Source organism: Chryseobacterium daeguense DSM 19388 (assembly GCF_000430825.1).
Taxonomy (GTDB): Bacteria; Bacteroidota; Bacteroidia; order Flavobacteriales; family Weeksellaceae; genus Chryseobacterium; species Chryseobacterium daeguense.
The window spans coordinates 30,474-56,259 of the sequence record NZ_AUMT01000013.1 but is presented as its reverse complement, the minus strand read 5'-3'; the positions used below and the strand labels follow the sequence as shown (position 1 = coordinate 56,259).

The window sequence follows — 25,786 nt, the reverse complement described above, 5'->3', positions numbered from 1 at the left end:
TTATTATGACAATTGCAGAAATTTTAGCGTTAATCGGAATTAAGATTCCTGATAACAACCAAAAAAAAATAAAAGCGAAAGATGTTCGCGATTCTTTTCAGCTTATGGGAGAAGAGGTTGATACAAAGGCTGATGCTGATGCCGAAAATATTACTCCTCAACTTGCTCAGAATTGGAAAGCAAAGATTGAAACCTTAACTTCCATTCAACAACCTCAGCTGAATGGAAATATTCTTTCAGTTTATTATACTGGAGAAAATGGAGTACAGCAAACCCAGAATGTTGATCTGAGCGGATTAGCAACAAATGATATCAGTATTGAAAATGCTGAGTATGATGCTGCACAAAATATTATTACTATCACACAAAACGACGGATCCTCTTTCCAGATAAATTTATCTGAGTTCAGCATTATTCCAACTACAAATCCTGATGGAAGTGTTTCATTGGTACAGGAAGCCGTTGAAAAAGTAAAAATACATAAGGTTGGTATCTCTGGCAATTATAATGATTTGATTAATAAACCAACTTTTGCCGAAACCGACACTTTACAATCGGTCATTGATCGGGGAAATGGAACAACAAAGCCAATTATATTTCAACCGAGTCAAGGAAGAGCTGGAGAACTATATTTTAATCCAACAACTTATTCATGTTATTTTGGAAACTTAAACGCTTCGCATACCGGTACATATAATCATGGATGGGGATTTAATTCTTTAGCAAAAGTTACAACCGGTACAGCGAATGTGGCTTTCGGTGCATACTCTGGTTCTGAATTAACAACTGGTAATTATTGTGTATTTTTTGGGATCAACGCAGGAAGTAAGTCGACTACCGGAGCAGCAAACACTTATGTTGGAAATGAGAGCGGTTCCAGCGGAACAACATCATATAAAAATACCTTTGTCGGAGCTTATTCTGGATTTACCAATACAACAGGAATTGGTAATACATTGATAGGCTACAAGGCAATGAATACTTCAAATCTTGGAGATTTCAATACCGCAATAGGTTGGGCTGCAGGGCAAGGTGTTACGGGGCGTAATAATATGATGATTGGCGTTGGTGCAGGATACAATGATGGAGCAATAAGTAATAAATTAATTATTCATTCAAACAACACTCTTTCTGGGGTAACAAATACTTCAGAAGGCGTATATGGGAGTCCACAGCAAGGGCAGTTAAGCAGAGCGTTAATAACTGGAGATTTTCTTGATCGATGGGTGAGAATGAATGCATCTTATTTACAGGTAGGAAATCCAGGTACAAACGCAAATGATATTACAATAAATCCATCAACCGGAATTACGGCTGCTCAATTATACACACCTTCAAGTAACAATGATTATGTTCAAAGAGGTTGGATTTTTGCAAATTACTATAACCAATCTCAAATTAACTCTTTATTGAGTAGAACATATCGTGTAATGGGTTCGGTTGCTAATTTTGGAGCTTTACCTACTTCTGGTCAAACCGTTGGGGATGTATGGAATTTACTTGACACAGGAGAAAACTATGTTTGGGTTGATAATTTGAATAATACCGGTATTCCAGGCTGGGATAAGCTCTCCGGAATAGTTGATGTTTCTGGATATATTCCGATTACTGGAACCGAAATTAATAATCCTGTTTCTGGAAATATCCAATTTGAAAACGGTGATGGTCCCGAATATGAAAGTTATCTTTATAAAGTAAATAATGTTGATGGATTACAAAACTCATTAGTATTTTTCCCTTCATCGGTACAATTAAAATCTTCTGCTTTAGACGATTCTGTTGCTTCAACATTTGATGTTTCAACAGATGGAATCTTAGCATATTCCTATACTTCCAGATTAAGTGTCAATCAAACTGGACTCTCATTAAGAAATATTGATGGCAATGATAAAGTAAAAGGAATTCTTATAAGCAGTTCTACTGATGAACCTATTTTAATTGAGCATCAAGCGGTCAATCCAAGAGGATTAAGCTCAGGAACTTATTTTGGAGATAATGCTCAAGATAATGACTACATCCAAAAGAAAAAGGCACAGGAAATGATTACGGCATCAAGACCATATAAAGTATATACCTGTTTACTGGCTGCCAGCGGTTCTCCCGCGCTTCCAAATCCAATTGTCCTTGAAAATACTATTGGTAATATCGTTTGGAGCAGAAATAATGTAGGTGAGTTTTTCGGAACCCTTAACGGTGCTTTTCCTATCAATAAGGTTTGGACGGTTTGCTCTCTAAGTCAATCAAATGGTGGAGTTGGTTCTGATAAACATATTATTTCTGCAAGACTTGACAATGATAGAATTTTCTTTAAACTAACCAATGCAAATGATGGTTCGGCTATTGACCTCATCGGTCAGTTTGGTTCATTAGAAATCAGAGTATATAATTAAAACTCAAGAAATGAAACTAATAAACTATATACTTGAATTAGCAGGATTTAATAGTGTTAATGATTTTTTAGGCACTTATCATGTTTTGTTTCCATCAATATTGGGAATATCATTATCATTTGGAGCTGGAGTAGGTTTTTTAGAAACTTACTCTGGGGTATCGTTTCTGCTTTGGGTTTTTATGATCGTCGGTACTATTGCAGATTTAGTTTTCGGAGTTGTCGCTAACCTGTATTACCTCAACCATGAATTTGAAACAAAAAAATTTATGAGAGGTGTTTTTAAAGCGTTCGTATTATTTGCTGTGATCTTCATTACAAATATTTTCAAAATGGGTATTGAAAACTCAGCTATAAAACCAGAATTCCTTAAAGATCCATTCATATACCTGACAGCCACGATACACTATTCTTTCGTGCTTTTGATTGGTATATACATTTTACTGAGTATTGCTGAAAATCTGGCTAAAATGGAAATCCCAGTGGCGATATCGCTCACTAAGATTTTAAAAGTAAAAATTAAAAAAATTGAAAATTTAGAAAAAGATGAAGAAAATAATACTTCTGACAATTAGTTTTCTGACTTTCTCATGCGCTTCGGTTGAAAAAAACAAAATTGATGAGCTTCAGAAAATTACTACTCAGTCAAAGCAAAAAGGTAAAGATTTAACAGAATCAAGGTCAGGATCAGAAGTAAATTCTGAAGTAATTTCAAAAAATGAAAATGTAAATTTTTCTATTGTTCCGGAGCCTGGAAAATTTGCTGAGTTTTCATTCAATTATGGCGGTAAGTTAATCACCGGCAGCACAACCGGAGCAATTAATTTTTCAAATCATAAAACGGAAACAAAAACAAAAACCATTACTAAAACATACACAATTGAAAAACGGTTCCGGTACTGGTTAAACATTACAAAAACACAGATCATTTACAGGATAAAAACCAAAACTAAAATTATTACAGTTGACTATCCTTGGTATTTCTGGGCGATCCTCATTCCTTTTATAATTATTGCCTGGGAAATTTTAAAAAGATACCTGCCAATAAATTTATTAAAATTTTTAAAACCTAAAACCGATGATTAATAGAAAAAAATTCTTTGATGAATACAGACAGAATCTTGATCCAAATAGAAAATTAGATCAACCTGAAGTAAATGCTTTAAATATATTCTTAGATTTTGCAGATGCAGCTTGGAAAATGTTTACAGTTCAACAATGGTCTTACATTTTTGCAACCACCTTTCATGAAACTAATGCAACGTTTCTACCAATAAAAGAAGCATATTGGTTATCTGAAGACTGGCGAAAAAAAAATCTTCGTTATTTTCCATACTATGGGCGTGGTTACGTTCAAATCACATGGAAAGATAACTACAATAAATTCTCTCAGGAGATTGGAGAAGACTTTGTAAAAAATCCGGATCTGGTTATGCTTCCCAAATATGCTTTTAAAATCTTAATTGACGGATTTAAAACAGGTGCTTTTACTGGAAAGAAAATCTCGGATTATATCAATGATAAATCTAAAGATTACATCGGAGCAAGACGTTGTATTAACGGAACAGATAAGAGTGATCTTATTGCAACTTATGCTGCAACATTTGAGCGAATACTAACTAAATAAAATGAGATGTTATTTATCTACTCCCGGACGTGTTCCGGGAGTTTTTACTTTGATGTAAAATGTAAAAGCAGAGCGACCATTCCAAACAAACTGATCCATGATAATATTCCAATGATTATTGTTTCATTGTCTTTGGATTGAAATAACATACAGTCCTTAATAAAATCTCTAATAAAATTCATACTCTTTTTTGCAAAAATATACATATAAAATTCCTTTGGAGTATGGGTTTCCGTAAGGTTATAATTTTTGCTGACAGTAAATTTACTCTATGGAATTTATAGAAAAATTGATTGTTAATTATATTATAATTGGATACCTGAAGGAAGGATTAAATCAGCATGAGATTGCAGAAAAACTAAAAAAAGAAAATATTAAGCCGAATAGTTTGAGTTCTATTGAGAAAAGATTGAACCAAATTCGTCACTATTATGATGCAAAAACTATGTTTCATCTTGCTTGTATTTTACATAATAAAATAATTTAAAAAATTACGGTTTCCCGTACGAGTGAATAAAAATATTATTGTAATATTGTGTCATTAAAATTGGAAATTAATGAAATTTAAGTTTTTGCTATTATTAAGTATATTTAGCTTTATTATTAGTAAAGCTCAAAAAAATGATGCAGATTTAGAAGTTGTATATTACTTTAAAATCATTCCAGATTCTTTAAATAGATCAAATTTTACAGAGTCAAATATGATTCTGCGCTGTAATAAAAATAAGTCTGTGTACTTCAGTCCAGCTATGGCAAGTTATTATGAATACTTAAAAGATTATGCACAGAAAATTGATCCTAAAAATATTGACGTTAATTCACTGAGACCTTCAATTCCAAAAGTAAGACATAATGTTTGGAAAGAGGATAATAATGTTATTGCTACAGTTCCGTTGGGAATGTATTTTTATTCTTTTAAGGAGCCAGAATTAAAATGGGAACTATTAAATGAAATAAAGGATATTCAAGGTATGAAATGTCAACTAGCAAAAGTTAATACTGAAAATGATACTTTCTATGCATGGTATACTTCAGAAATTCCTTTCTCTGACGGTCCATTTAGATTTAAGGGTTTGCCCGGTTTGATTTTGGAAGTTTATAATAAGAATAAAACAATTGAATTTTCTTTAGCGAGTATAAAAAAATCAGATAAACCAATTGAAAAAATGGAAAGAGTTTCCACAATCGATTTACAAGCAAAAAAAGATTTTTTTAGACTTAGAGAAAAATGGTTACAATATCCTTTTAACAATATTGTAAATAAAGACATTGAAAAACGTGGTTTAGAAGAAGTGAAAAAACTAAATGTTTTTTTAGATTAATATATTAACTTATTAAATTAAAAATTTATGAAAAAAATTTTTGTTATCGGTGCATTAGCAATGTCAGCATTATCATTTGCTAAGCCAAATGTTGAATCTTCGATTGTTAAAAAAGAAACAAAAGAAGCAAAATTTAGAGGTGTATACACTGTTACATTTACGTTACCTTGTACAGGACAAACAATAACAGCTTGGTACTACACAACAACAACAGAAGGAACAGCAGCATTTAACGCTGACTTAGCATGGGCTGTAAATGTTACTGTTGATGAAAACTGTGGAGCTGGAACATCCGGTGTTAATACAGGATTCTAAAAAGAGCTTAAATAATTATAAGCCTGTCTAATTTAAGACAGGCTTTTTTAATGTATTAAGTTATTTAATTGATATCTTCTTTAGATACTCTTTATTCCTATCAGACTTTCCGACAGTATATTTTTTTGTCGTTTCCGGAGATAAATGACTTGCCATGCCTTGAGCCAAATTAATTGGAATTATTGGTGCTTCCTGTGAGTTTTGAAGTTGATCCAGTTTATCCAAGAATAAATGTTTCCAAGAATAAAAATTCTCAGTTACTTTTATTGGCTTTTTAGAAATTGGATCTATGATTTTATCCGACTCTTTTACATTCCTTCTCCATCGTTTCTCAATTTGACTAGAATTTATTTTAGTTGGTCCCGGACGTAAACCTTTTGAAAATACATAATCATCTTCCGAATTGCATTCGAGTAAAATTTGACGCCAATATGGAATTGCTGCAGGAATAATGACCTTTGTTTCCCATTCAAATTTTCTTCTTTTTTTTATTAAAACTTTATATTCCTGATTTTCTATATCAACATATTTAGCCTGAAGCCTAAATAATTCGGTAGATCTCGCTCCGGAATAATGGAAAATATTTGCATATCTATAAAACTCAGGAAAATTATCATGTAAATATTGTAGAACGATTGCTTTCTTCCGATCTGTAAGTAATTCTCTAATCGCGGGTGTTTCTGCTTTTTTAGATAGAGAGCCGACTGGATTAAATTCGACACAACCGTATTCTAACAATTCATTAAACAAAGTTTTTAAACAGCTTCTATGCTTATTGAAAACTGAATTTGTAGTATAGATAGCTTCAAGAATATTTTTAACATGCCAAATTTTAGTATCAATTATTCTAAGATCTCCATAGCCAAGCTCCGGAATAACTTTCTCAATAAGATTTAATAGCTGTCTTGATAAGCCGATGTAATCTTCAGAGAAAGGAATTTTATCTCTCACCTTCCAAAGAGCTGTCATAAAATTCAAATCAGGATTTAATTCTCCAAGAGAATTATTCATGTAAGTTTTTGAAATTGGATTAAACTTTAATTCGTCAAGTTTATGCTCCATTTCTTCTTTGAAAATCTCGGCAAAGATTTTTAGTTCTCGGAGAGAATCTTTTGAAAATTTTTTTCTGTATTGAAATCCATTAGGGTATTGATCTTTAAACTTAGGATCATAGAATCTACATTCCACAAACCATACTTTGGAAAACTTCGATTTTGAAGTAAAATCCATACACCCTTTTGGTGAAAAATAAACTCCGGTTCGTTCGCAACCATTAGTGAGCTTTATTAGCTCTGTGTTTCGTTTTCTCATTTTGGTAGATTTAATGTTGACGTTAATGTTGACATCGAACATTTTCTACCTTTGTTAAAGCTGATATAAAAAGCGGGAAACCCAGTGTAGGAAAGGTTTCCCTTTTGAGCCAACTACGGGACTTGAACCCGTGACCTCTTCCTTACCAAGGAAGCACTCTACCGCTGAGCTAAGTCGGCCTAAACAAAAAAATCACCCTAAAAAGCGTGATTCTTGTTGAGCGGAAGACGGGGGTCGAACCCGCGACATTCAGCTTGGAAGGCTGACGCTCTACCAACTGAGCTACTTCCGCAATTTTGTTTCCAAAATTATTGGTAACGCTGTGCAAACTTAGGAAAAATCCTTTAGCCGTGCAACTTTTTCATCTAATATAAAATGTGGGGAGAGCAGGATTCGAACCTACGAAGCCGAAGCAACTGAGTTACAGTCAGTCCCATTTAGCCACTCTGGAATCTCCCCAGACATATTATATTAAAATAGAGCTTCCAGAGGGATTCGAACCCACGACCCCGAGATTACAAATCACGTGCTCTGGCCAACTGAGCTATGGAAGCATTTTAATACATGGACTGAATGCTGTGAGAAACTCTACTCTACATCATTTCAGTAGTGAAAAAAAAATCACCCTAAAAAGTGTGACATTTTTTGAGCGGAAGACGGGGGTCGAACCCGCGACATTCAGCTTGGAAGGCTGACGCTCTACCAACTGAGCTACTTCCGCAATTTTGTTTCCAAAATTATTGGTAACGCTGTGCAAACTTAAGAAAAATCCTTTAGCCATGCAACTTTTTCATCTAATATAAAATGTGGGGAGAGCAGGATTCGAACCTACGAAGCCGAAGCAACTGAGTTACAGTCAGTCCCATTTAGCCACTCTGGAATCTCCCCAGACATATTATATTAAAATAGAGCTTCCAGAGGGATTCGAACCCACGACCCCGAGATTACAAATCACGTGCTCTGGCCAACTGAGCTATGGAAGCATATTTCAAAAAAGAATTCAAAAGATCGCTGTTCCCTTTTTGCGAGTGCAAATATAGAACGGATTTTTTGAATTCTCAAATTTTTTAATAACTTTTTTGAAACTTTTTTACTACGCCATTTCTTTTTTCTTGATTAATAGCTTTTTAGCAGTATCAACGCAAAGGTCTAAACTTTCTTCAAAAGTAGCACATGTCTTTTTTACAACGATATCGTCTCCCGGGACTACCAGTATAATCTCGGACGTTTTGTTCAGTTTATCCGCATTATTTTCAACTTTTAAGAACACTTTACATTCCTGAATTTTATCATAAAATGTATCAAGCTTGCTTACTTTTTTTTCAATGTGTGATTCTAATGGCTCGTGAGGAGTTAAACCAAGTGATTGTACTGTGATCTTCATAATTCGTCATTTTTTGAGGCTCTTGGATGAGCCTGATTAAACACTTTTTTCAATTGTTCAATATTAGCATTCGTGTACACCTGCGTACTGGCAAGGCTGGAATGTCCTAATATTTTTTTTACTTTTGAGATCTCTGCCCCATTATCCAATACGTGTGTAGCAAAGCTATGACGAAGGATGTGGGGGCTTCTTTTTTCTTTTGTTGTTATAAGACTAAGGTACTTATTAACCACCACATAAACAAATTTTTCGGTGAGTTTTTTCCCCTTCTTATTGACAAAAAAATATGATTTAGATTCTGTTTGCGGCTGCCGGATTTCCAGATAGCCTTTCAGCAGATCTGATAAATTTCCGGAGATAGGAATCACCCTTTCTTTATTTCCTTTCCCGATTATTTTCAGTTCATTTCCGCTTAAGTTTACATTCTCAAACATCATACCACAAAGCTCGGCTTTACGCATTCCGGTTTGATAAAGAACTTCCATAATGCACTTTTCCAGGAGATCATGCATTTGCTCAAAAACCTCATTATTAAGCATCTGCATTTCTTCTTCTGACATTGGAATTTGTTTTTCCGCGTAAAATTTTAATGAAGAAATACTTTCTGTGGGAGAAATTTTTATTCCACCTATTTTAAGAAGAAAGAGATAAAAACTGCGAAGTGACGATAATTTTCTATTGATACTTCTCTTGGAAATGTTGTTTCCGCTTAATTCAACAATGAAATTCCTGATAACTTTTTTATCTGCTTTGGAAATATCATCCAGAGATTCTGTTTTAAGGCAGAAATAAGAGAAATCTTCAAGATCTTTTTTGTAGCTTGTAATTGTGTGAGGAGAATACCTCTTTTCGAACTGTAAATATTCTAAAAACTTGTCCAGCATCATCTAGCGTATAAAAACAAAAAATTCACTCCTCAAATATAACTATTTAAGAAGTGAATTTAGTATGTGGTTAAGAAAAATTCTTAAGCCTGCTCTTCTTTGCTAAGTGCTCTTTGCTTGTGAGCAGCTTTAAGTCTAGCTTGTCTTAAAGTTACAGAAGGCTTAATAAACTGTTGTCTAGCTCTCAATTGACGAACTGTACCTGTTTTATCAAATTTTCTTTTATATTTTTTTAATGCTCTGTCGATGGATTCACCATCTTTTACTGGAATTATTAACATATTTTACATCTCATTTTGGATTGCAAAAGTAGGAATTTTTTATTTAATCACAAAATTAATCTTTCATAAATACTTAATTCTTTAATTTTAATTCTAACTTTAAACGAATGACTGCCACCCTAGCCCCGATTGAAACGACATCCTTTTGGGTTGCGGGCGGAGCGAGGCGGAGCCCGCAACCCAAAAGGATGTCGTTTCAATCGGGATTAAGCTTCTAAAAAATGAAAGTTTAGCCTGATAATATTAAGAATTTAAACAAAAGTGTTATCTTTGCATTCACTTTATCTACGGGGTTGACTGGTTTCGACAGCAAGACCAATGGGTAAGTAAGCATGCAGAGAACCGTAGCGCGATCTCTATAATCCCTTGCTACAAAATTTTAACTGGCAACGAAGAGTTCGCTCTTGCAGCTTAATATCGAAGTATAGTAGATCAAGCGTTTTCCCGAAGATTTTAGTAGGGAAGCAAGATATTCCACAAATGCTCTGTTCTGCGGCGTTTGATCCTGGGATATAGGAATGCAGAAATAAGGCTTTAGAAACTTCGGCTAAAGCACGAAAATTTAGAAGATAAGCTGAAAGTTGGGTGTCTGCTCTCTGCTTTCAGTCGAAAACCAATAGCAGAATAAGCATGTAGAAGGCTTGCGTATTGCTTGTTTGGACGAGGGTTCGAATCCCTCCAACTCCACCAAGTTTGTAAGGCGTTGATTTTCAACGCTTTACAAAACTTAAAAATAAAAAGAGTAAATTAGAGTAAAATTTTTCAAAACTCGCCCAAGTGTTCACAACTTTTTTGTGAAATGAAAAATTTTGAAGTGCGAATCTATTCGCCAGAAAACACCACTGAACGCTGGTATGTTTACATTTATGATCCAACCAACAGAAAGATCATAAAAAAAATTTACAAAGGAATTAACAATAAAGTTGATCTTGATGAAAGAAAACTTTATTGTGAAATGTACAAACAAGACCTTGAAAAAAGGTTAAGGCACGGTTGGATTCCCAAAAATGAAAAGAACACTTTACCACAACCTGAAGACCTGGGTTACAACATTATTGAAGCGTTTGACTTTGCTTTTAAAGTCTTTGAAAAGAAACTTGCTTTAAAAACAAATCAGGATTACAATTCTATTTACAGAGCAATTAAACCTGAAATTATCAATTTAGGGTGGCAAAACCACAATGTAAAAGATTTTGAAACATATCACATCAAATTGTTATTGGAAGCCACAAAAAAGGCTAATAAGTGGTCAAATATTCGATACAATAAAGGTGCTAATGTTCTTCGGTCAATTTTCACTGTATTAAAGAAAGAATTTATAGTTAAGAATAATCCGGCGCATGGATTAGAATATTTGGAAGAAGAAGAATCAATGATAATTGATCTGATCACACCGAAAGAACAAACTTTGATTATTAATCATTTTAAAATGGTTTGTCCTAACTTTAATATTTTTCTTAAAATAATCTATCAGTGCGGAATTAGACCCAATGAAATCAGGCAAATAAAATGTTCTATGATTGATATGGATAAACAAATTTTTAATTTACCAAAAGAAATAACCAAGAAAAAAGCAAGGAAAGTTCCTATTTCAGACGATTTAAAGAATGATCTACTTAAACTTGATTTATCAAATGAAGATTATTATTTATTTGGGATTGAAAGTCCATATTGCAGAAGAAAAGATAAATTGTTTGTTTCCTCTCCTTTCATTTTGTCCGTAAATGTTGCCGGAAACCTTTGGCGTGATAACGTTCATAAAGTTTTGGGAATCTATAAAAAAATGTATTGGTTCAAACATAAAGGCGCAAATGATAAAGAAGATAATGGAATGGAAATTAAAACCGTAAAAGAAGTTTTTGGACACTCCAATGAAAAGATTACACAGATTTATGCAACCAAACATCAGGAACGAGAATTTGAAACTGCAAGAAAGTTAATGCCAAAATTTTTGTAAAAACTATGCGCAACTAAAAACGCTACATCAACTTTGCCCGCCTCGGTCGGGCAATTTTTTTTATTAAAGCATTCAATGGTTCTTCAATATAATGAAAGATCAACCATGAAATGATAAGCATTATTACGTACAGTAAAACAAATGAATGAACTTTTTTAGTAATTAAGTCCTGAACAACTCCCATGTGTATAATGTAGAATACGTACGAGCTTTTGCCTAATTTTTCAAATAATCCAGTAGAAAGAATTCTGGAAATAAATGTTTCTTCTTTTATCAGCCCATATATTAGCGGAACAATGCCGAACAACGGGAGAAAATAATTATTAATGATCTGACCTTCTAAAGTCAACACGCCCACTTCCTTGTCTCCTTTAACTACATAAAGCAAAACACAACTGATTACAATAAAAAATGTTCCAAAATACGTTAAATAGACTGTTTTATAGTTTATCATTTTAATGTAATATGAAAGTAAAAATCCGGCTATAAACTCAAAAGACCTACCTAAAAAAGTATAATTCCTAATGAAATCACCATCTTTAAATATTAGTAAGGAAACTCCCAACAAAACAAAAGGAATTAATTCGATTAATAAAATCTTTTTATTTTTAACTAAAAAGATGAGCACCAAAGCAAAAGCATAAAAACATTCTTCTACAGTCAAAGTCCATCCCTGCGGTATTCCAGTAAATTTATACTCGTCTGAAAATCCTTTTAGTAACGTGAAATTTAGCGCTATTTCTTTCAGACCACTTGGAGGAAAAACTAAAAAAGTAAGTAGCGTAAAAATAAAGAATATGGGGTATATCCGGGCGAATCTATTGATAAAATACTGCTTTACATTCACTTCTTTATCACCGTATCTGTATCCAATTAAAAAACCACTTAAAACAAAGAAAATTGTTACACCTATATGAAATTCATTAACAATACCATATAAAATTGTTTCTTTCCCAAATGGGTTGAAATGATGAAAAAAAACCATGCTCGCTGCAATAGTTCTCAATCCTGTTAATGATTTTATATAATTTTCTTTCATGGTTTTCAAAAATACTAAAATTTATCTAAATAAGGATTAAAGTAAGATTTAGTATTTTACGTAAAGTTTTGTCGTATTATAATTATTAAATTGCTGAAAATTTATTGATATGAAAGTAAAGCTTAAACTATTTTACGCCCCGATTGAAGAGTGCTATTATATACACTATTTTAAAGACTATAGTTTTATTTTATACAAGGTTGAAAATATAAATCCGCTTAATATAATGCCTATTGAGAGTTTCGGAGTTGTGCATACTGCAGATAGAACAATTGTGAAATTAGTGGAAGAATTTGCTATAGCTGAATTTGAAAAGCTGAATTTTGGGTATTGAAAAACCCGCTGTTAAAGCGGGATATTTTATTTTGATTTTAAAAGTATTTGCTCAAACTCTTTAGCGTATATTGCTATTTGATCCATTCGGTCGGTCCCGTTAATACATCGACGAGCGTTTCGGTAATCTTTTTTCTTATCATTGATGTAGTCGCTTATCTTTTTTCCCGTGAAAACTCCATTTTTAAACCCGTCAATTAAAATAAACCAGGCATAATCCGGCTTCATTGCCAAATCGGGTATTTTAAGCAGGTCAACACCAAGTTTTTTAGAGTATGCCTTATAGTTGTAATCCCAAGTAATTTGAACGTAGCCACGGCCGTAATACGGATAATATCTGAAATTACGCTTTCTCCAATCTTCGGAAAGTCTCGGCGCCTCACGTACTGGAAGGAATGTTGATCCCGTTTCGTGAAAAACTGTAGCAAACACATAAGCCCACTGCGGAAGTGTAAAGTAAGCTTGATCCCTTTCGTAGAAGTTTAGAAACAAATCGATTGCCTCAACTTCCTTTTGAGACAGTGATTTATCTGGATCTAAATTCTTTCTGTATTCATCAAAGAAAATCTTTCTGTTCATTTTTCTATAAAATAATCAATTATGTATTTTAATAATATCCCGGAAGCAATTCCGAGCGAGTAGTATGTAAAGATCAATCCGACCTTTAGCATTGAATCTGTCATTTTTTATTGAATAAATTTATCCTCCATTTAGGCAGATAGCTTTTAAGCCAGTTAATTAGAAAGAACCCTAAAATCATTGAAATCAACACAATCCAGATCATGGCGCCAAATGTTACGCCTTTACGTTCTACATCAACCTTCTTAGAATCCTTTTGAGATTGATATTTGGTTTCGGTCTTATATGTAGTTTCGGTAATGTATGTAGTGTGATTGAAATATCGGTAGACATATTCAATTTGTTCATTTTTTTCGCTAAATTCTACATCTGCATCACCGGAAAAGATTAACGAGCCATATTGAAGTTGATAAGGCGTTCCGTTGGAGGTTATTTTTAAGCTGTTATTTGCAAGGAATTGCGAAAGACTGGTAAATGATTCTGTTTGGCTATTTGAATCTGTTTTTACCTCCCCAGAAGCTTTAATCTCGGATTCTGTCTTTTCTGATTCTTTAGTCATTTGGCGTTTCCGGGACCCGCAACTCACAACAAAAATAACAACCAGGCTAATCCAAATAAATTTTTTCATTGTTTTCTATTTTATATCTGCGAATCACGTAATCATTTTTATGGAAAAGCCTGTAAAGCCAACCACCACGGATAGTATCAACACCTACTGGAATGTCAATTTCGGTTACCGGTTCGGTTTTGTTTTCAACTTTTGTCGCTTCTTTGTTCCGATAATCCAACCCGCTTCCTTTATTCTTAGCCTGGTCAACATGTTCGGTTAAAGAAAGAATGTACATTTTTAACCTGTAAATCAGGTTTTCTTTCTTTTTTTCTACCTTCTCGGCCTTTTGCAGGAGCACTTTATTTTCTTGCGTTATTTCTTCCAATTTCTCTATCTTTTTAGCGAGAGTAATTGAATCGGATTTAACTTGCCCCGGCATAAAGCAAAAAATCATTGTTAAAATAAATACTAGATTTTTCATTTCATTATTTTTTTATAATACTGTTAATGTCCTCGGCCATCTTCTCGTCATTGTAAATCTTCCGTTCTAAAATCTTCTTTAATCGCTCGGCCTCTTCTATTTTTTTTGTTACCATATATTCAAGATCCTGTTTATTTGATTTTTCATTACACGAATCATATATTTTTTTGTAGTAAGCAACCCGGCCATTTAGCGTGTTTATCTCCAAAGAATCATTTAATCTTGTTGTTTTTAAAGAATTATTTAACGTTTTAATTTCTTGACTTGAAGCCTTCTCACCTTCTTTTTTACCTTCATTATAATAGTAAACAGAAAACCCCACCGCAAAAAACAAAAGAGTGAAATAGAGTATACCCCATCCGTATTTCTTTTGTAAAAAGCGCTGAATAAAAGTCATTCTGCCTTCTATCAATTCCGCACCCTCTTTCAATCTTCTCATTTCTCAGTATTTTAATCAATAATCTCAGTTTTTCATATCAGTAGTTTTTATATTTAAATTGGTGTTCCATTAATCGAAATATTTCCGTAAACGTAGGTATATCCTCCGGCCGATGCTAGTTTAAAGTATAATGGAACAGATGTTCCCGTTGGCGAAATATTTGTGGCTGTTAAATTTTCAATGGATGCAGAAAGATTTATCTTTCCACGGTTAATTGTGTACCCCGGGTTTGTTGATGGCACCGTTGTGGTTACATTGTCAATTATTACGGTTCCTATATTCCCAGCACCCGGTTTATCCACTGAATTAGGATTCTGCCAGTAATTATCAATAAGAATAGTATAATTAGCAGTTGAACCGCTAATATTTTTGATAGTGATATTATCAACCCTGCTTTGCCCGGAAAAGATTCTTATTCCAAATAGCGAGTTAATAAATTGAATATCTTCAATTTCTATATCAGAAATAGGCGCGTTTGCCTCCGGTGGAAAGAAATTCGCTGCAGTAGAAATATTGTAAAGATCATCTGCATTCATTCCTATACCATCGTCATAGGTTGAAATTACGCCTCGTTTAATTGAGCAGTCCTTACAGCCCCCATCCCAATGCACACCGTCCATATTAACGGTAGGATTTGCACCTACGTCAACCACAAAATCAGATATGTGCCCATTCAAAACGTTACAAGCATGTTGAGCGTATGTCTTTGGGGTGTACATTTTATGATTTTTAAGCGTGATATTCTCAACACCATACCAACAGAATATGATCACAAAGCCGTATTCGTTAGTTCCTTTTACCGTTTGGCCGGCGCTGTTCCCATTCCACACTCCGCCATCTAAATGAATGTTCTTGTCTAATATTGCCAAATGATTTCCCCAAACCAAATGCTTATTCCTAAACATCGGTTTATTTACCCCATTTCGAAGCACAGCGCCCTTATTGGCTGTTACATAAATATTAGTATTGCTTTCTAAGAATAAGGTGCTTGACAAGCTAACCGCCTTATCCCAATACAAATCAATATACCCTCCTGAAAGGGCGTTTTGAATTAAAGAATAGGCATCGTCATTAATTACGGGAGCACCCAAGGTCAAAACACTTTCAACGAAATTTGAAGGTAAAATATCACTCAAATGTACCACCCTCTGTTCTTTTTTAGCAGCTCTTTTTTTTAATATTTCTATTAAATAATTCATAACTCTTCAATTTTTATTGATTGAAGAACATCGCCGGCCTTACTTAAGATTATAGCAAATAAATTTCCTGTATTGGCGTTTGTATATTGGCACAAATAAACGCCCTCAAAATAAACTTTAACCAAACTTCCTACAACTTCAAAATCCCATCTATACACTGATGCTTGGGGAAATGTTATTGCTGATGTGCTAACCAGCAATTGACCACCCACCGGACTGCCTGGATAAATATGTTTAATTGTGGAAGTTGCAGCGAAATTTATATCAATGAAATTAGTCCATGTATTATATGCCGTTGCGCCAATATTAATTTCCGCTAATGTTGCCACCGACAAATATAGCGTTGCTCGATAATTCACAACTGAACCTAAATTAATAGCGATCGCTGCAGAAGTTGATCCGGCATTTGCTGTTGTTGCCGCCCATATTCCGGAAGCATTGATTCTGTAGCCTCCGGTATTACCCGTGAAAGCTGCACCATAATTTGGGGTTATAGCTGAAAGTAATGTATTTGGGGTTTTACCATTCAGGTTATAATATGAAACTACCTTTGTATAGGAAACCGCTTCTAAAGTTTGGTTTTCGATAAAATAACGAACATTTCCGTATTCATACCAGAAATATATAATATTTGTTTTTGTAGCATCATAATTATCAGAATTGGGAATTTTAACAAAATTTGTATCAAATGTTACCGTACCACCTGTTAATTTATAAACTGCAAGTTTACCCGTTTTAGCTCCTGCCTTCAATGTAAATTTGGTTGCGCCAATTAATTCAGTATATGGGCTTTCATTTGGTTGTGAAAGGTCAATGTTTTGGTAAAAATAAATAGGCTTAAAATCTACATAACTTGCAGTCGCGGACATAACAGATGTATTCACATTGTCCGAGGGATTAAAAACAACCGAAGCAGTTATCCCAGGTAATTCAACTTCTGTTTTTATCCAATTCGTTCCATCATAATAAAACAAGGTGTCATAACCCTTTCTTGCTTTTAGATTCCCGGCATTTGGGTAATTAGTTCCCGGATCTGTGCTACTCGTAGTAGGCTTATACCACCTATTTGCGGTAACTGGCGGAACGTCAGCTGGTGCAATAGGCTTGGCAAAATTATTTATGATCTGATAAAAATTATCAGTGGTCATTCTTTTTAAATTGCCATCCCCATCCTCAAAAAGAAAATTCCCGGGCTCTAATGTGGTAACTTCCTGAAGCTCATTTATTGGCTGTAATTTTATAAAAGCAGTATTTGTGTCCATTATGTTGTTGGTATTGCTGTCGTGTTATTATTGTAGACATATAGCAGTGTTTTAGCTCCATTGCCTAAAGCCAGTTTAAAAGCATCTGAGAATATATCTTCTTCATTAAGTGGAATATTTAGCCCCAATTCATCTTTCGCGTTCACAAATTTGAATCGTCCGTATGCTGCGAATTCGTCTACATCGGGCTTTTCCTTTATAGTTCTTTTGGTTCCGTCAATGTAAAAGGTGTCGTTCAGTACGTGAACTATGAGAAAAGAAAAAATATTCGCGTCTCCGGCTCCTTCAAATTCATAAGTCACCACTTCATCTATATAAGAATCAGCAATAGCCAAAGAATTTTCATTTCCGGTTCTTTCAGTTTCGAATTCGGAATCTATCGTAAATTGCCCCAAGCAGTAAGCAGGCAGATTCGTAACTACCCAATCATAATTAGAGTTGTCAAAGGCAAATAGATTTTTGTTATAATAGTGTTTTGTTGCTATTCTAATAAATTTGCGCCCAATAGCATCTGTACTGTCAAGAAATTCAACACAATTCGAATAAAAAATTGTATCACCATCCTTTATACGGATTTCGAATTGACCCATGTTAAAATCAAATGAAATAAAAGTAATCCGGAATAATTTCCCTTCATTTATTCCAAATTCGCAAGGTATTTGCGTTTCCTGATCTCCTACCAACCATAATTCAAGGTCTTCAAATTCTACTTCGTTCTGGTAATTAGGAATTAAAAATCGGTGATATTCGTTTATCTGTAAGGGATATGGTTTTTTATGCCCAAAGTATTGCGTATTTTGAGGATTTGTCATGTCAAACAATTCCTCTTTTGTCTTATAAAAACGCACCGGACTGTGATACCAAAACTTCTGCATAAACCTTCAATTAGAACAATGAATAGCCTTCATATAATTCAAAAGGCTAAATCATTGCTAATCACAAATTTATTACTTGCGTTTTATGGTATATTAGAGTGAAATTAAGGTATTTCAGGATCAGTTATTGTGGAAGACTCTCTATATCTTTTTGTGGTTGTAGCATCTAATAGAATATTTGTCATTTCATTATTGCTTAAGTCTGTAATTCCTATAGACAAGTTAGCTTCCACAATAACTAAAATATTTCCAAAAGTGCAGCTCAATAAATTTCCGGAACTTGTTTTATTAGCGTTTTTTACCATTATGGAATATTGCTTGGTTTCATTTAATAATGATAAACTTGTTATTTGGTCACCTGTATAAGGAGGAGTAAATGTAATTATATTCGAATTATCAGAAAGATCTGTCACATAAGCTTCCCCACCATCTTCGGATGTGAAAAATTGCCATAACAAACTTAAGTTAACTGTTCCTTTAATTTCAAATATCAAATAACTATAGCCACAATTAACATTTTCAGTTCTGGATATTTCTTTAATCGCCCAATCATTAAACTGCCATATTGCCCATAATGAATTTGATACTTTATTGTAGAATTCGGCATTTGTTGCTATTATTCTGAAGTAAACCGTTTCTCCGGTCATGATTCCATTGAAAATATCATTTGAAAAAGTTGCCGTTTTCAAGTTATTTACCGTATGAATAGTTTCCCAATTCGACCCGTCCAAAGAATACTGAATTTTAATCGAAGGATTTACATACTCTGTAACATAATCCCAAGTTAATGTAACAGTGTTTCTATCCACCTGAATAACGCTTAAAAGTATAGGATTTTCAATAGATCTACCCTTTACCTTGCCTTTTATGTGCAGTGTGTTTTTTGCCTTATTGTGCGAAAAAGCAGAAGGCCCGAACGGATATATATCATAAATTCCATAAGGAGTATTACACGATAGATAACCTCGGCTTAACGCTCTATTATTATCCGGTCCGAATTTCCAATTGCTATATATCTCTAAAAACTGTTCAAATGTTATTTTATTTAACGAAATCTCAATTTTTTCCCCATTGAAGAAAGTCGGTTTGAAATCACGCAATCTTAAAAGCTCTTCATTAGCCCCAACCGTAACCTGCCCCTGCAATTCATTAGACATATCACTGGAAACAATTTCCATTTTAGCCTCGGAATTGTTTTTATAATTCGTTACTTTTAATGATTCGGTGTTTAGCTTTTTTCTTAAACCGCTTCCGAATAACGACCACCACCTTGCAAGATGATATTTAGGATTGTGTCGGATATTGGTAGCTGTCTGAGGGTTGAAAATACTTTCATCATAAACAGTAAAGCCTTCGTTCGTACGATTTTTAATTAATGAGGTGATTTTATACCTTATCGGCGTATCAACAATACCGACCTGGATCCCGGTTGTTTTATCAAGCTTCATTTTGGAATCTGTAATGCTTAAAACGGTCCACGTTCCCTTATTATAACCATCAACAATTTCAATTAAATTTCCGACCTCAATTAATGTGGTGTCAAATGACGGGCTAACACAATTTAAAAGCAAATTACCCCCATCCTCAGAATGCGAGCAGTTTTGAAAAACCCCCTGATCCCAAACATCGTTCACCTCGACCATATCAATCAAAACTTTATCATCGTCATTGTCATTGGTCGCAGAACTTTTATCTTCTATCAATTCCTGAATTTTAAAGGAATCAATAATAAGATCTGTCTGTTTATCAAGTTTATTTTTATTGGTTTTTATTGGTGTGCTTAATTCGGCAGAAGTATTGAAATTTTTTATATCAAATTTAACTTCAGTTGAATATTTTTTCGACCCAAATAATAGATTATTATACGAAACCGAGGTGTCATGTTCCAATTTAAACCCTTCCCGGAGATATTGAGCTTCGGAAAGGTCGTAGCATCTTAAATCCTTAAAGAAATAATCTATATCTTCTACTATCAGTTTATCATCTAAAACGTCATAACCCAAAGCCATCAGTTTGGCGGCTCCTTCATGTAAAATGTCTTTTAATGATGTTTTCATTTTCTGAGACAAATACACCTCTGGAAGTCCTCTTAAGTACATTCCGGTGGAAATACTGGTATTATAAAAAGAGCCTCCGGGACCCAATATGTAACTATCCGCCGTAACTTCGCCAGATGTATAATTTTTGGCTATTTGATTTAAAGCCTCTAAAAGTCGAATTCCTTTTGTTTTTACTAAAGGGCTTTCTATATTTGTTGTCAGTTCAATCGACGTATTATCAGATAAAGGAAACCCCTTTAAATTTTCGGAAACATTACTCCTTATCTCAAAAGTAAGGTTTTCTCCTGGATTTAAATTTCCTAATTCTACAATTAAATTATCAATTTTAATTTCTCCATAGGTTCCTCCGGCCGGAATCGGAACAGATACGGTTTGTTTAATAAAAACTTTTCTAACCTCATTGCTTCCTACACGAATAACCGCAAAAAGCGAAGCATCAGCGAAATTTTCACCAGCAATTCCCTTTTCCACCAAGATGTTCATATTGCTTATTTCAGCCTTTAAATTAGGAAGGCTTATATTCGTTTCTATAAATGGGCCCTGATACGTTCTCGCGCCTGCGCTGGTATCGTTGTTACGCCAGCTTGCGTATTTATTTGAGTTAATTCCAAAAGCGTAATCATCCGCTCTAACAAATGAATAAAAGAAGCTTTGGACACCACCGTCTACCCCAAAATAAAACTGCGAAATATCAAACGTATAAAAATTAGATAATATTTGATCTCCCTTCTTATATCCTATTGCAAAAGTTGTAACCGGATCAATGTCATTTTCGTCCAGATCCTTTGTGTCAAAAAGATCAATTGTTGTATCTTCGCGGGTATATAATTTATTCTGTGCCTCACTTTTTATTAATTCTACTTCCGTAGCCAACATGGTCTTTTCGAAGGCCTCTGATTTCTTATTAAAATTAATCTCAAAGTTTTCGGCGAGCAAATCATATTCAACCCCGTTTTTTACCGCAATCCATTTGAATATTATTCTAGCATCACCCGCCTGTTCGTTATAAACATTTCTTATTAGATTAAACGCTGCAGGATCACTAAACTCTGAAAACTTTAATTTGGTAGAATTACCAATGATAAAATCCTCAATATTAAAATATTCCTCATTGATGTTCACAATAGAATCAACCTCATTCCAGCTGGCAGGTGTTTTTATGATATATTCACCTTCATAATCTCCTGCTGGAACAATCAATTTAAAAACCTGAGAAACTCCGGTTTCGTTTAGTATATGTTTAATTGGTACTATCATAGTTTTCTCCTGCTTTTTCTACGTCATAGGTTCCGATAATTACCGGATTATTTCCATCCTTATACTCGATAATTTTACCTTTCTTCTTAATAATTCTAGGTTTGTCATATTTTTTCATAAACCTGTCAAACTGACGACCGACTTCCCTTGCAATTTTCTCTGAATTGTCCTCCTGCTTATTCTGAATAATTACCGGAGGTTGGATATTTTGCATTGAGGCTTTACGGTAAACATTTTGACCCAGCTTAGGAAGCGAACCCATATTTTTAAGGATTTCTGAAGTTTGCTTTGCCGTGTAAACTTTATCCCCTTTATTAAGCCATGTTTTCTTTGCTCCGCCAGAGCTTCCCAAACTCACTACATTATCATTTTTATCTGTAATTAATTCTCGACCGCGTTCTTGGGTTAAAGCCCATTCTGCCGGCCCGTCTTGTCTACCAACAAAATACTGAGGAACCGGATTTTTCGAAGAAATTGCAATTGATTGAGCTACACCAAAAGCTAATGCTAAAGCCGCTGGAATTGCTCCCGCCACAAATCCCATTTGAGCTAATGTCATTGTAGCAGCTAAAGCCCCGTTTATTAAAGCTTGTTGTGATGCAGCCTTTTGTTCGGCTTTGGCTTTTTGGGTCTCAATTAATTTTTCGCGCTGTAATTGCTGTTCTTTATAAGTTCTTGCTTCGTCCTCTAATCTATTACGTTCCGAAAGCTGTTCTTTGGATAATTCGTCCAATCCATTTAGCCATTCTAAACGCTGATTAATAAAACCAATCTCCTGTTCGGTTGTTTCTCTTGTGTGTTCGAGTTGAGCATCTAAATTTGCAATTGTTCTTTCTTTTTGCTTATTGGAAAGCTGAGACATAGCATCCAAAACGGCAGAGGCGGCGAGAACAGCATAATCCCTCCATGAAGCAGTATCATTCTTCAGCCTTTCCATTGTTGCAGTATAAGCGTCAGCTAATCCGCTAAATCCAAGATCATTAAATCCTTTGGCAATAATATTTCTTATTCCCTGTGTTCTCTGGTCAACATCTTCTTTTAGCTCTATGTTTATAACTTGATTCTGGGAGGTCAATTTTTCAATGGTCGAATCAATTTCCTTTAATTTCTGTTCATCTTCTTGACTTAATAAAGGAGGCAACACATTAATTTGATTGATAGCTCTCTTTACAACCAATTGTCCTTTTAAGGTGTTAAGCCTTTCAATCTCCCTATTGTTGATATTAATCTGCTCCTGCTTATCAAGAACCGACAAACGGTAATTTCTTTCTTCGGTCGTTAACCTCTTGTTTTTTAGTATTAATTGTTTTTGCTGCTCATAAGTAATTTCACCTTCAAGCTTTAAAGATTCTGCTTCATACTCTATTTGAGAAACCATAGCGTCAGGTAAAGACTTTTGTTTTTTAAGCCTTTCATCTTGAATTTTTCCTATTTCTTCATCACGTTCTGTCTCAATCTCAATAATCTCCTGGTTTCTACTTTTTGCCACATTTATTTGATCACTATAAAAGTCTGATAACTCACTTATTATTTGATCATCAATATCAATCTGTTTTTGAAGCCTATCAAAATCTGTAAGATATTCTGATTCTGAAATTTCATTAGCGCTTCTTTCTATTTCATTTAGTTTCTTTTTGCTTTGATTTTTTAAATCTTCTAATTCTATGTCAAATAATTTTTTCTGAGTTTCTCTAATTATTTTAGATTTCTCTAATTCAGATTTTGCAACCTCCAAAGCTTCTTTTGCATTATTTCCTTTTAAATAATTTATTTTTTTATTGAAATAATCTACATTAATTGATAGAAGGTTTTCTAAATATTCCTTTTGGTCAATTTCTCCCTTTTCAAATTTAGTTTCATTTATAGCTAATTCTTGATCTTTTGCTGCTTCAAGTCTCATTAAGAAATTCCTCTGTTCTGCTGATAATTTATCTGCTGATGGCTTTTTAATTGTTTCACCTTTTCCGTTTTTATCAGCATCATAATTAAGAACATCCCTCTTATTTTCTAACTTATATTGCTCATCCATGAGGTACTTATTTTCCTCATAGTATGCTTTATTTAATTTTCTTTTCTTCCCTAAAGTCACATTGATGTCCTGAAGAGTTCTGTTATAAATGATGCTGTTGTCAATATCTTTTTTAATTAATCCCCCTTGTCCGTCTCTCACGAATTCAGAGGTAGAACCATTTATGTTTTTTCTTAACCTTAAGGCTTCCTGAACTTGTTCGTTTTGCTGTTTATTCAGCTTTTCTTCATCCTCTAGCTTCTTCTGTTGCCTTTGCTCCAATAAATTTCCAATTGCTCTTGCCCTTGCAGAATCTAAAATCGCACCCCTTAACCTTAAATAAGCATCCTTTGCCTTGCCGACCATAATAGTTTCATCAGAAAGGTTTTTAAAGAAAGATGGATATAATGCTTGTAATTTATTAACCGCCCGAATTCTGGATTCCCGTGATGCATTTTCGCTTGTTGAAACCCTATAAAGTTTTTCTAATGTGTTAATTTCACTCGCTGCTGATTTTACCGCTTCTTTTCTTGCCTTGTTTAAAGCTTCAGTACTTCTCTTTAATATTCCGGTTGCCCCATCAGCTTGAAACAGTTTTTTTATCCACTCTCCGATTTCTTTTCCATAAACAGTTAATAAGGTAATTGCAATAGATAAAATAGTATTGAATCCTAAAACAGCTAATCCCAACTGTCTCCAAACAGGAACCGTTGCCTTACCTTCCGCTCTTAATGCTGCATTTTGAGCTATTGCCGCCCTTATAGAATCCATGAAAATCGGTATATTGTTTGAAAGAGCCATAAAACCTGTTTGTACAGAATAGGTAAAAGCTGGCATTTCCCGGGCTAATTGAGCGACAGACATATTCAAACCATTATAACCACTTGCGTAGTTACCAACGTTTCTACGGTGTATTCCCATTGAAGCGTCCACCGATTTTAAGGCCTGATCATATCTTTGAATCTGCTTTTGAAGCTGTTCATATCTAACTCTTTCCTGATCGGTAAGGTTCATTCCCAACTGCTTGGCCAAAGCTAAATTTCTATACTCCATTTGAAGAGTATTCAACCTTCTTTGAACATTATTATATAATTGGAGTGTATTCCCTATTCTCTGTCTTTCGCTTTCAGATAACGCCGCCAATCGGGCCTCTTCCCTTGCCCTATCTCTTTGGGCTGCCGTTAGTTGTCTGGTTTGATTCGATAGGTTAGCAATTTGCTGACCGTGTTCAGACTGAGCAACAGCCAATTGTCTTTCAACGGCAGCTAAGCGTCTTTCGGAGTCAGATAATTCATTTGTCACACGAACAAACCCACCCATAACCTCACTGCCTTGTCTGTACGCGGCGGTTACTTCCCGGGGTGTTGCCCTTGAAAATCCTTGAGAGGCGCGTTCAGTGGTGTTTATAAGTTCCATGAATTTGCGAATAGAAATATCAACCTCTCTATTTACATCCTGAAGGTCTTTGACGGTTTTTTCCTTGTCATATATGGCTAATTTCTCACTCATTTCCGATTCATTTTATCGATTTGCTCAATCTTTCTTACTAAAGCCTTTATATATACTTGATATTGGTGTAATGATGTTTTATGTTCGTCAAAATCCATTTCCAAACCAATTTTTACATTTATAATTTGTTCATCAATATCAAAGTCATCTGCATTTTCTTTTGGTTTTTTAACCTTGCTTAAAACATCTTCAAGCTCATTTTCATATTTTGTAATCTTTTGTTTAATGATTTCAAGCTGTTCAGAAAGATCTTCTTTCTTTGGAATCTTTAATTTTGAGAGCATTTCTACGAGAATGGTATTCTCAAAATTAATTTCCAGCTTATCACAAAGGCTTTTTTCTTTAATTTTAAGCGTTATAATTTCATCTAAAACAAGAAACATCGACAACTCCAATTTGACCCTCTCCAACTTACCATAAAGAGTAAAATCAGCGCTCTTTTCGTTTAGTGATATAATGGATTCTTGCTCTATTTCCTGAAACTTAATTTTTAATTCCTCAACGTTTAATTCGATGTTGTCCCCGGATTCATAGCCCTTAACCATATAAAAAAAATCCTCAGTCTGGATTATTCTTTTATAGTTCCAAAGTGGGATTTCTTTACTGTCTTGATAGATTTTGTAATTATTCATTTAAACATGGGTGTTCGGTTACGTGATACCATTCAGGATTGCCATTCTCATCTAAAAACTCTCTTTCAAATGCTATTTGGTTGGGATTTTTGC

General features: G+C 34.2%; 24 protein-coding genes, 7 tRNA genes and 1 other RNA gene. 10 read left to right on the top strand and 22 right to left on the bottom strand.

The genetic code is table 11. The annotated features are described in order from the left end of the window. Positions 1 to 104: 104 nt before the first annotated feature. The 7 genes from H560_RS0115405 (at position 105) to H560_RS0115375 (ending at position 5,653) form a co-directional block, all read left to right on the top strand. On the top strand, positions 105 to 2,390 hold the full coding sequence (locus H560_RS0115405) for an autotransporter outer membrane beta-barrel domain-containing protein (protein WP_155845027.1): 2,286 nt from the start codon (positions 105 to 107) through the stop codon (positions 2,388 to 2,390). 10 nt (positions 2,391 to 2,400) lie between these two features. Next, positions 2,401 to 2,964: a phage holin family protein gene (locus tag H560_RS0115400; RefSeq protein WP_034752999.1), complete on the top strand. Its 564-nt coding sequence runs from the start codon at positions 2,401 to 2,403 to the stop codon at positions 2,962 to 2,964. Then, complete coding sequence (locus H560_RS0115395) at positions 2,936 to 3,475, top strand: hypothetical protein (protein WP_027380855.1); 540 nt, start codon at positions 2,936 to 2,938, stop codon at positions 3,473 to 3,475. The genes H560_RS0115400 and H560_RS0115395 overlap by 29 nt, the downstream gene beginning before the upstream one ends. Then, positions 3,468 to 4,016 carry a glycoside hydrolase family 19 protein gene (locus H560_RS0115390; RefSeq protein ID WP_027380854.1) on the top strand — a complete coding sequence of 183 codons (549 nt, stop codon included), beginning with the start codon at positions 3,468 to 3,470 and terminating at the stop codon, positions 4,014 to 4,016. The genes H560_RS0115395 and H560_RS0115390 overlap by 8 nt, the downstream gene beginning before the upstream one ends. A gap of 271 nt (positions 4,017 to 4,287) precedes the next feature. Beyond that, a complete protein-coding gene (locus H560_RS0115385) occupies positions 4,288 to 4,503 on the top strand; it encodes a hypothetical protein (RefSeq protein ID WP_027380853.1) in 216 nt (71 codons plus the stop codon). Positions 4,504 to 4,573: 70 nt separating this feature from the next. Beyond that, positions 4,574 to 5,338 carry a GLPGLI family protein gene (locus H560_RS0115380; RefSeq protein WP_027380852.1) on the top strand — a complete coding sequence of 255 codons (765 nt, stop codon included), beginning with the start codon at positions 4,574 to 4,576 and terminating at the stop codon, positions 5,336 to 5,338. Positions 5,339 to 5,365: 27 nt separating this feature from the next. Further along, positions 5,366 to 5,653, top strand: coding sequence for a hypothetical protein (locus tag H560_RS0115375; RefSeq protein WP_027380851.1), 288 nt, complete (start codon positions 5,366 to 5,368; stop codon positions 5,651 to 5,653). Between the two features lie 60 nt (positions 5,654 to 5,713). Here the strand turns inward: H560_RS0115375 and H560_RS0115370 are convergent, their stop codons facing one another. The 11 genes from H560_RS0115370 to rpsU all read right to left on the bottom strand — a co-directional run bounded on the left by H560_RS0115370 (position 5,714) and on the right by rpsU (position 9,513). Next, positions 5,714 to 6,964: a phage integrase family protein gene (locus tag H560_RS0115370; protein WP_139326095.1), complete on the bottom strand. Its 1,251-nt coding sequence runs from the start codon at positions 6,962 to 6,964 to the stop codon at positions 5,714 to 5,716. Positions 6,965 to 7,071: 107 nt separating this feature from the next. After that, positions 7,072 to 7,143: transfer RNA gene (locus H560_RS0115365), tRNA-Thr, on the bottom strand. 40 nt (positions 7,144 to 7,183) lie between these two features. Continuing rightward, positions 7,184 to 7,256 (bottom strand) — tRNA-Gly (locus H560_RS0115360). Positions 7,257 to 7,342: 86 nt separating this feature from the next. Further along, positions 7,343 to 7,423: transfer RNA gene (locus tag H560_RS0115355), tRNA-Tyr, on the bottom strand. Between the two features lie 21 nt (positions 7,424 to 7,444). Next, positions 7,445 to 7,518 (bottom strand) — tRNA-Thr (locus H560_RS0115350). A gap of 94 nt (positions 7,519 to 7,612) precedes the next feature. Further along, a tRNA-Gly gene (locus H560_RS0115345) sits at positions 7,613 to 7,685 on the bottom strand. 86 nt (positions 7,686 to 7,771) lie between these two features. Next, positions 7,772 to 7,852, bottom strand: a tRNA-Tyr gene (locus tag H560_RS0115340). Between the two features lie 21 nt (positions 7,853 to 7,873). Continuing rightward, positions 7,874 to 7,947: transfer RNA gene (locus H560_RS0115335), tRNA-Thr, on the bottom strand. 110 nt (positions 7,948 to 8,057) lie between these two features. Continuing rightward, positions 8,058 to 8,348, bottom strand: a complete 291-nt coding sequence (locus H560_RS0115330; RefSeq protein ID WP_027380849.1) for an HPF/RaiA family ribosome-associated protein — start codon at positions 8,346 to 8,348, stop codon at positions 8,058 to 8,060. After that, positions 8,345 to 9,232: a tyrosine-type recombinase/integrase gene (locus tag H560_RS0115325; protein ID WP_027380848.1), complete on the bottom strand. Its 888-nt coding sequence runs from the start codon at positions 9,230 to 9,232 to the stop codon at positions 8,345 to 8,347. Before H560_RS0115325 ends, H560_RS0115330 begins: the two co-directional genes overlap by 4 nt. An 83-nt stretch (positions 9,233 to 9,315) precedes the next feature. Further along, positions 9,316 to 9,513: a 30S ribosomal protein S21 gene (gene rpsU / locus H560_RS0115320; protein ID WP_007846872.1), complete on the bottom strand. Its 198-nt coding sequence runs from the start codon at positions 9,511 to 9,513 to the stop codon at positions 9,316 to 9,318. Positions 9,514 to 9,802: 289 nt separating this feature from the next. Between rpsU and ssrA the strand changes: the two genes are divergently transcribed. Beyond that, positions 9,803 to 10,203, top strand: a transfer-messenger RNA (tmRNA) gene (gene ssrA, locus H560_RS22760). A 109-nt stretch (positions 10,204 to 10,312) separates the two neighbouring features. Then, entirely contained in the window at positions 10,313 to 11,470 is a 1,158-nt protein-coding gene (locus H560_RS0115315; RefSeq protein WP_027380847.1) for a tyrosine-type recombinase/integrase, read from the top strand. 22 nt (positions 11,471 to 11,492) lie between these two features. Here H560_RS0115315 and H560_RS0115310 read toward each other — a convergent pair whose 3' ends face one another. Then, positions 11,493 to 12,509: an acyltransferase family protein gene (locus H560_RS0115310; protein WP_027380846.1), complete on the bottom strand. Its 1,017-nt coding sequence runs from the start codon at positions 12,507 to 12,509 to the stop codon at positions 11,493 to 11,495. 109 nt (positions 12,510 to 12,618) lie between these two features. Here H560_RS0115310 and H560_RS0115305 point away from each other — a divergent pair, with 109 nt between their 5' ends. After that, positions 12,619 to 12,843 (top strand): hypothetical protein, encoded by a 225-nt coding sequence (locus H560_RS0115305; protein WP_027380845.1) that lies wholly within the window; start codon positions 12,619 to 12,621, stop codon positions 12,841 to 12,843. A 26-nt stretch (positions 12,844 to 12,869) separates the two neighbouring features. Here the strand turns inward: H560_RS0115305 and H560_RS21790 are convergent, their stop codons facing one another. From H560_RS21790 to H560_RS0115255, 10 genes are all read right to left on the bottom strand, one after another. Beyond that, positions 12,870 to 13,421, bottom strand: coding sequence for a glycoside hydrolase family 19 protein (locus tag H560_RS21790; RefSeq protein WP_051289355.1), 552 nt, complete (start codon positions 13,419 to 13,421; stop codon positions 12,870 to 12,872). Between the two features lie 100 nt (positions 13,422 to 13,521). Next, positions 13,522 to 14,049, bottom strand: coding sequence for a hypothetical protein (locus tag H560_RS0115295; protein WP_027380844.1), 528 nt, complete (start codon positions 14,047 to 14,049; stop codon positions 13,522 to 13,524). Next, positions 14,027 to 14,452: a hypothetical protein gene (locus H560_RS0115290; RefSeq protein WP_155845026.1), complete on the bottom strand. Its 426-nt coding sequence runs from the start codon at positions 14,450 to 14,452 to the stop codon at positions 14,027 to 14,029. The genes H560_RS0115295 and H560_RS0115290 overlap by 23 nt, the downstream gene beginning before the upstream one ends. Before the next feature lie 4 nt (positions 14,453 to 14,456). Then, positions 14,457 to 14,891 carry a hypothetical protein gene (locus H560_RS0115285; protein WP_027380842.1) on the bottom strand — a complete coding sequence of 145 codons (435 nt, stop codon included), beginning with the start codon at positions 14,889 to 14,891 and terminating at the stop codon, positions 14,457 to 14,459. 53 nt (positions 14,892 to 14,944) lie between these two features. Next, the gene (locus H560_RS0115280) at positions 14,945 to 16,090 is read right to left on the bottom strand and encodes a glycoside hydrolase family protein (protein WP_027380841.1); all 1,146 of its coding nucleotides are present in this window, start codon (positions 16,088 to 16,090) and stop codon (positions 14,945 to 14,947) included. Next, positions 16,087 to 17,352, bottom strand: a complete 1,266-nt coding sequence (locus tag H560_RS0115275) for a hypothetical protein (RefSeq protein ID WP_027380840.1) — start codon at positions 17,350 to 17,352, stop codon at positions 16,087 to 16,089. The genes H560_RS0115280 and H560_RS0115275 overlap by 4 nt, the downstream gene beginning before the upstream one ends. Further along, positions 17,352 to 18,227: a hypothetical protein gene (locus H560_RS0115270; RefSeq protein WP_155845025.1), complete on the bottom strand. Its 876-nt coding sequence runs from the start codon at positions 18,225 to 18,227 to the stop codon at positions 17,352 to 17,354. Before H560_RS0115270 ends, H560_RS0115275 begins: the two co-directional genes overlap by 1 nt. Before the next feature lie 104 nt (positions 18,228 to 18,331). Continuing rightward, positions 18,332 to 21,544 (bottom strand): fibronectin type III domain-containing protein, encoded by a 3,213-nt coding sequence (locus H560_RS0115265; protein WP_027380838.1) that lies wholly within the window; start codon positions 21,542 to 21,544, stop codon positions 18,332 to 18,334. Then, positions 21,528 to 25,061, bottom strand: coding sequence for a hypothetical protein (locus H560_RS22500; protein ID WP_051289354.1), 3,534 nt, complete (start codon positions 25,059 to 25,061; stop codon positions 21,528 to 21,530). Before H560_RS22500 ends, H560_RS0115265 begins: the two co-directional genes overlap by 17 nt. Then, a complete protein-coding gene (locus H560_RS0115255) occupies positions 25,058 to 25,693 on the bottom strand; it encodes a hypothetical protein (RefSeq protein WP_027380837.1) in 636 nt (211 codons plus the stop codon). The genes H560_RS22500 and H560_RS0115255 overlap by 4 nt, the downstream gene beginning before the upstream one ends. Between the last annotated feature and the right edge of the window lie 93 nt (positions 25,694 to 25,786).